Genomic DNA, 6,026 nt, shown 5'->3' with positions numbered 1-6,026 from the left:
TCCTTGTTAAATTGTTTATATCTGAAATAGTTCATACAGAAGACTCCTTTTTGTTAAAATTATACTATAAATTCAACTTTGCAACAGAACCTTAATTATCATAGTTATGATAAAATAGCCTATTTTAGACAATCCTTAGTGTATATCTGTATATCACTTTATGTTTACAGCATTTTAATACCGACTTAATACGTAATCAATAGTTCCTTTGTAAAATTAAATGGTAATATATAATTTTAAAATATTATAAGTAAATTATGTTATCACAAATTTATTATGGGTAAATTGTTTTTAACAACTACGGAAAACAAGGAGACGTATATGAGTTTTAATTATCTAGATTATCCTGAAGATCAAGCTAAACTTAGTAAGTTTCAGCGTAAGGTGAAAATTGTTTCTGCTGGAGGAACGTTCCTTGATGGATTTGATTTAACAATTATAGCTGTCGCTATGCCATTGATTATTAAACAATGGAGTGTTAGTCCAATTGAGGAAAGTTTATTAACAGCTTCAGCCATTATCGGTTCCTTCATTGGTGCTGCATGGCTCGGTAAATTAACGGATACATTGGGAAGAAAGGCTATGATTACCGTTGATTTAATAGCCTTTGTATTATTTGCTGTTTTAACAGCAATAGCACCTAATGCATTATATTTAATTATATTTCGGTTCTTTCTTGGTATAGGTATAGGTGCGGACTATCCTATTTCTTCCACGTTAGTGTCAGAATTTAGTTCCTCGAATAATCGAGGGCGACAAGGAACCTTTTTAGGTATGATGTGGTTTGTTGGTGCAGTTTTCGCTTATATAACTGGAATGCTTTTAGTACCATTAGGCGATGATGCATGGCGTTATATGTTTTTAGTAGGTGGATTACTTGCTGTAATCATCTTTATTTTTAGAATAGGACTGCCAGAATCACCACGTTGGTTAGCATCTAAAGGCCGTGAAGAAGAAGCACAGAATATTATTTATCAGCTTACTGGTAATAAAGTGAAGGTAGAACCTGTAGTCAATAAAAAGGTAAAAGTAAAAGAATTATTTACTGAAAAATTTAGAAAGAGAACTATTTTCGTATGTGGTTTTTGGTTTTGTTATGCTACAGCATATTATGGCATTTCCATGTATACGCCAACTATTTTAGCTTCAGTTACTGAAGGAACATTAAATCAAACATACATAGCTTCATCTATTGTAAGTATTTTAGGTTTAATCGGCGCGCTTATCGGTTCATATTTAGTTGATAGATGGGGACGAAGACCACTTCTGATAACATCATTCTTTGGATTAACAGTAGGTTTAACTATATTGACGTTAAACCCCAATCCTACTTTAATGTACTTAGTAATTTTATTTAGTGTAGCAGTTTTATTTTCAAATATGGGTGGAGGTATTTTAAATTTTGTATATCCAACAGAGTTATTCCCAACAAATATACGTGGAACTGCATCAGGATTTGCTACATCGGTTAGCCGTATAGGATCTATTTTAGGTGTGCTTGTTTTCCCAAACTTTGTTGCATTATGGGGCAATCAAGTAGCATTAGGCTTCTTTTCTTTAATAGGTTTGGCTGGTTTCCTAATTACAATTTTTCTAGCTCCTGAAACAAAAGGTAAGAGATTAGAAGAAATCAATGATGAAAATTAATAGAAAAATGTCACGTACAAAGGAGATTATTCAAGTGGAAAAATGGATTAGTTTATGGTCTATTGGACAAGAGTATAGTTTAGAAGACATAAAGCAAATTAAAGAACATGGCTTTAACGGTGTTGAAATTTGGGCAGAACATCATTTAGCAGAGCAAGCTTTCAAGTATGCAAATGAATGTGATTTACAAATTGGCTTACATCTACCTTTTCATGATTTAAATTTAGCTACACAATATGATGAGATAGCAGCGTATACGCTAGCATTAACAAAAAAATGGATGAAGAAACTAGCATATTATAATGGAAGTCATGCTGTTATTCATGGAGGTCAAGCAATGGCCTCTGAAGATTTGGATAAAGTCTATCCGAAAATGATTGAACGATTAAAAGAATTGAGCGACTTTTCTCTAGCCAATAATGTTGAATTACTTTTCGAGAACCAAATACCTGATGGGCTAAACTATATGCATATATTACCTTCTAATATTGAAGAATGGCTAGATGTGTTAAATAAAACAAACACTAAAGCTTGTTTAGATGTTGGGCATTTAGCTATTCAAGGTGACGAATTTAAAGACACAGTAAACAGATTAGGTGGATTACTTAAATCAATTCATTTATCCGATAATGATGGAAAATCAGATTTACATTTACTACCTAACGATGGAACAGTTATACAAAATAATATAATAAATGTTTTAAGTAAACAAAATTATCAAGGACCAGTTGTTTTTGAAATAAACCCTTATAAATATTCATTAAAAGATATTTTAGAGCATCCATCTGTTAAAGAATTTAATATTTAATTAACCGCCCTTTCACTTACCATTATTTTACAATTAAGTTATTTTAAATAATGGTTATTAATGTTATTATATTGATAAATATTATTTGAAAGGAAGGTTATACATATATGGAAAATTCTAATGCAAATCAAACAAGTGCAAAAACATCAGACTTACCTCTTTTAAATCACTTTAGTAAGTTAAGAGAAAACCCTAAATGGATTGTAAAATTAATTATATTCACTATTTTGTCATTTATATCTTTACTTTTGACGAATTATATAACTGATAATACTGAGATACTTAAAAAAGCTGGTTTGGATTCATCTCAAATTGAACAACAAAATGAAATGGATATAGGGACTTTAATTGGCCAAACTGTTGGTGGTGTCATTTTTGGCTTATTAATTATCTTTTTAATATTCTTAATTGTTTCAAAAATTATGAAATCTGATGCACGCGCAATTCATATTTTTTCAGCTTCTATTTCATATTTAATTATTACTACTGCTTTTTCAATAATTGTTTATGGTATACAAGCATTATTTGGACTAACGTTACCTGATACACAGATTGACAGTCTAAATGTTTTTGATAAAGGAAATCAATATTTGTCAGTTTTTAATTTATCAGGTTTATTATCAGCATATTTAATCTTTGCTGTGTATTATGGGACAAGTAAGTTATCTAAAAAAGCTTCTATTATTTGGGCAATTGTTGCTTTAATCGTAACTATTGGCTTTGGATTAATCAGTGCATCATTTATTAATGCGATTCAAGGTTTAGTCTAGTATGTGTTAGCCTTTCACAATTTATTTTGTAACAATACTTTTTAGAGCGGGATAGAAACCTTTTACGAAAATAAAACTTCTAACCCACTCTTTTATTTAATTTAATATATTTAACTTCCTATTTAATACTTCTTCCATTAACGACCAACCTTCACGATCATCTCCAGTTGGATCATAAGGTTCAAATCCATAGTTTAAGTACATATTTATCGCTTGATAACTTGTCGTTTGCGTTGTTAAATACACTTTATTATGGTTTTCTTTTATTAATGTATTCAATGCTACGGTTAACAAAGGTTTAGATAATTTCTTCCCTTGATATTCTGGTTTTATTGCAACAAAATGTATTCGTCCTTTTTGTTCACCAGTTCCATCTAAGTCTCCGAACCAAGCTGATGTTGTTCCAATTGCTTCTCCATCTTCATTCTCTATGAAAAGACATCTATGTTTCATTTCTTCTATATTAAAGCCGAATTCTTTATCGAATCTTTTGAGTGCATCCTCGACTGTTTTAAATTCTTCAGCAGCAGTTTCTATTTTTGCCCACTCTATTTCATCGCCTTCTCTAAATTTTCTGATTGAATAGCCTTCAGGTAAATCAAATTGTGGGATATTTTCTAAATTATCTCTGAACATCTTCAACTTAATTCTTTTCATTTTGTAACCTCCAGTTTTATCATTCACTAAAAATTATATCTAATATATACAATTAAACCAAAATATCTACTGTCATATGGCATTCATTTTTTTAATACGATTGAAATAAAAGACATTTGCTTTTTATTTCGTTGTAACCTATGAGATGAAAATTGATGTTAAAGTGTATTAAGTAATTACGAAAGAGATAAAAAATAATCGATTGCATATGGAGGAATATTTTACTATGAAAAAATTATTAATCGCATCAACTGCAGCAGCAAGTATTATTACAGCTGGATTTAGCGCTAACGCTGATGCAAGTGAATATACAACAACTCAAGCAACAGAAGCAGCATCTACTAACGAAGTATATAAAGAATTTATCGCAGCTGGTGGAACAAAAGCATTATGGGATAACATTGTAATGCCAGAATCAAGTGGTAATCCAAATGCTGTAAACGAACTTGGATACAGAGGCCTTGGTCAAACTAAAGAATCTTGGGGCACTGGAAGTGTTACTGAGCAAACTAAAGGTATGATCAATTACGCTAAGGAACGTTATGGCTCTGTAGAAGCAGCAATTGCATTCCGTCAAGCAAATAACTGGTGGTAAAATTTAAATCATAAGCATTTTCAAATATAAATAATAAAAACTCCCAATCTAGATGTGAAATCTAACAGATTGGGAGTTTTTTAATGCCTATCGCATTTTAAAAGTTTTATTTTTGACATTTTCAGATGATAGTTCTACACTCAACTTGTATCTAAAATAAATACAAGTGAGGTTATTAATATGAAAATAGGTATCGTAGCAGCTAATGGAAAAGCAGGACAACTTATTACTAAAGAAGCTATTAATAGAGGTTTAGACGTTACAGCTATAGTACGTAACAAAAATAAAACTGTTGCTGAAAAATCTATTATTAAAGATTTGTTTGATTTAACGTCAGAAGATTTAAAGCCATTCGATGTTATAATTGATGCTTTTGGTGAAGTACGTGAAGATAAATTACATTTACATCAAGATTCTGTTCACCATTTAAATAAATTACTATCAAATACTGATACAAGATTAATTATTATAGGCGGTGCTGGTAGTTTGTATGTGGATGATAAATTAGAAACACAACTATATAACACCCCTGATTTCCCTGAATCATATAAACCACTTTCTATAGCTCAAGGTAAAGTGTTAGATGACTTGCGTAAAAGAAATGACGTACGCTGGACATTTGTTAGCCCCGCTGCTGAATTTATTGCGGACGGAGAAAGAACTGGAACATATATTTTAGCTGGAGAAAAATTTACTTTAAATGATAATGGTGAAAGTAAAATTAGTTACACAGATTTTGCTATCGCAATGGTAGATGAAGCTGTTAAAGGCGACCATATTCAAGAAAGAATTTCAGTTTTATCAAAATAAATGCCTCAGCCCTCTCGCTTTTATTAAGCCTCATAGTTATAATGAATATGAATCTAAGAGGTGATAAAGCGTGAACACTCAAATTTCAGTTGGTATTCATATACTGTCTTTGCTATCTATTAATGAAGAGCCCCTTTCAAGTAAATATTTAGCAAGTAGCATAAATAGTAATCCAACACTTGTAAGAAAAATATGCAAATATTTGAGAAACGGTAAACTTATTGAAAGCCAACAAGGTAAGTCAGGTTATCAATTATCTAAACCAGCAAATAAAATAACTTTAGGTGATGTATACCAACTTATACAAGAAGAAGAACATTTCCTAAAAATACATCAAGATACAAACCCTAAATGTGTCGTCGGTAAAAACATTCAATCTACTTTAGATAATATATACAGTGAAGTGGATTCAAAAATTATTAAAGAACTCAATCAAACAACTATAGATGACTTATCCAAACAAATATTAAGTCGATAAAGAAGCTCCTTTCAAAGTTTACACATATAGTGTCTAATTTGAAAGGAGCTTTATATATGAGTAAAGAGAAGAATAGTCTCAAATTCTAACGGGCTAGTTATTTTTGTCTAGCTCGTTAGATTTTCTAACAGGCTAGATTTTCCAAACAAGCACGTTAGCTCTGTATTTTCGAATATGTCCATATAATTGTGTAATAAAAAAAGAGCCAAATATAGCTCACTTTAGTACAATGTAATCGACTAAGAAAATATTGTAGAGGTG

General features: G+C 30.8%; 7 protein-coding genes. 6 read left to right on the top strand and 1 reads right to left on the bottom strand.

The genetic code is table 11. The annotated features are described in order from the left end of the window. Positions 1 to 321 precede the first annotated feature (321 nt). From LQ688_RS13760 to LQ688_RS13750, 3 genes are all read left to right on the top strand, one after another. Positions 322 to 1,647 (top strand): MFS transporter, encoded by a 1,326-nt coding sequence (locus LQ688_RS13760; RefSeq protein ID WP_103268736.1) that lies wholly within the window; start codon positions 322 to 324, stop codon positions 1,645 to 1,647. A gap of 34 nt (positions 1,648 to 1,681) precedes the next feature. Next, positions 1,682 to 2,455, top strand: a complete 774-nt coding sequence (locus LQ688_RS13755) for a sugar phosphate isomerase/epimerase family protein (protein ID WP_103268739.1) — start codon at positions 1,682 to 1,684, stop codon at positions 2,453 to 2,455. A gap of 107 nt (positions 2,456 to 2,562) precedes the next feature. Beyond that, positions 2,563 to 3,225 carry a YIP1 family protein gene (locus tag LQ688_RS13750; RefSeq protein ID WP_017000665.1) on the top strand — a complete coding sequence of 221 codons (663 nt, stop codon included), beginning with the start codon at positions 2,563 to 2,565 and terminating at the stop codon, positions 3,223 to 3,225. 96 nt (positions 3,226 to 3,321) lie between these two features. Here the strand turns inward: LQ688_RS13750 and LQ688_RS13745 are convergent, their stop codons facing one another. After that, complete coding sequence (locus LQ688_RS13745; RefSeq protein ID WP_239704193.1) at positions 3,322 to 3,882, bottom strand: GNAT family N-acetyltransferase; 561 nt, start codon at positions 3,880 to 3,882, stop codon at positions 3,322 to 3,324. A gap of 226 nt (positions 3,883 to 4,108) precedes the next feature. On the opposite strand from LQ688_RS13745, the gene LQ688_RS13740 reads away from it, so the two are divergent. The 3 genes from LQ688_RS13740 to LQ688_RS13730 all read left to right on the top strand — a co-directional run bounded on the left by LQ688_RS13740 (position 4,109) and on the right by LQ688_RS13730 (position 5,765). Next, positions 4,109 to 4,477 carry an aggregation-promoting factor C-terminal-like domain-containing protein gene (locus tag LQ688_RS13740; RefSeq protein WP_017000663.1) on the top strand — a complete coding sequence of 123 codons (369 nt, stop codon included), beginning with the start codon at positions 4,109 to 4,111 and terminating at the stop codon, positions 4,475 to 4,477. A gap of 180 nt (positions 4,478 to 4,657) precedes the next feature. Continuing rightward, positions 4,658 to 5,287: an NAD(P)-dependent oxidoreductase gene (locus LQ688_RS13735; protein ID WP_239704194.1), complete on the top strand. Its 630-nt coding sequence runs from the start codon at positions 4,658 to 4,660 to the stop codon at positions 5,285 to 5,287. Positions 5,288 to 5,357: 70 nt separating this feature from the next. Further along, complete coding sequence (locus LQ688_RS13730) at positions 5,358 to 5,765, top strand: Rrf2 family transcriptional regulator (RefSeq protein ID WP_064205371.1); 408 nt, start codon at positions 5,358 to 5,360, stop codon at positions 5,763 to 5,765. Positions 5,766 to 6,026: the final 261 nt, after the last annotated feature.

It is taken from the genome of Mammaliicoccus sp. J-M40 (genome assembly GCF_022386395.1).
GTDB lineage: Bacteria > Bacillota > Bacilli > Staphylococcales > Staphylococcaceae > Mammaliicoccus > Mammaliicoccus lentus.
Note: the sequence above shows the minus strand (reverse complement) of the source record. Positions and strands in the feature narration are given on the sequence as shown.

Coding starts and splice junctions, on each gene's coding strand:
- LQ688_RS13750 (WP_017000665.1), top strand. CDS start 2,563: ATGGAAAATTCTAATGCAAATCAAACAAGTGCAAAAACATCAGACTTA.
- LQ688_RS13760 (WP_103268736.1), top strand. CDS start 322: ATGAGTTTTAATTATCTAGATTATCCTGAAGATCAAGCTAAACTTAGT.
- LQ688_RS13745 (WP_239704193.1), bottom strand. CDS start 3,882: ATGAAAAGAATTAAGTTGAAGATGTTCAGAGATAATTTAGAAAATATC.
- LQ688_RS13735 (WP_239704194.1), top strand. CDS start 4,658: ATGAAAATAGGTATCGTAGCAGCTAATGGAAAAGCAGGACAACTTATT.
- LQ688_RS13740 (WP_017000663.1), top strand. CDS start 4,109: ATGAAAAAATTATTAATCGCATCAACTGCAGCAGCAAGTATTATTACA.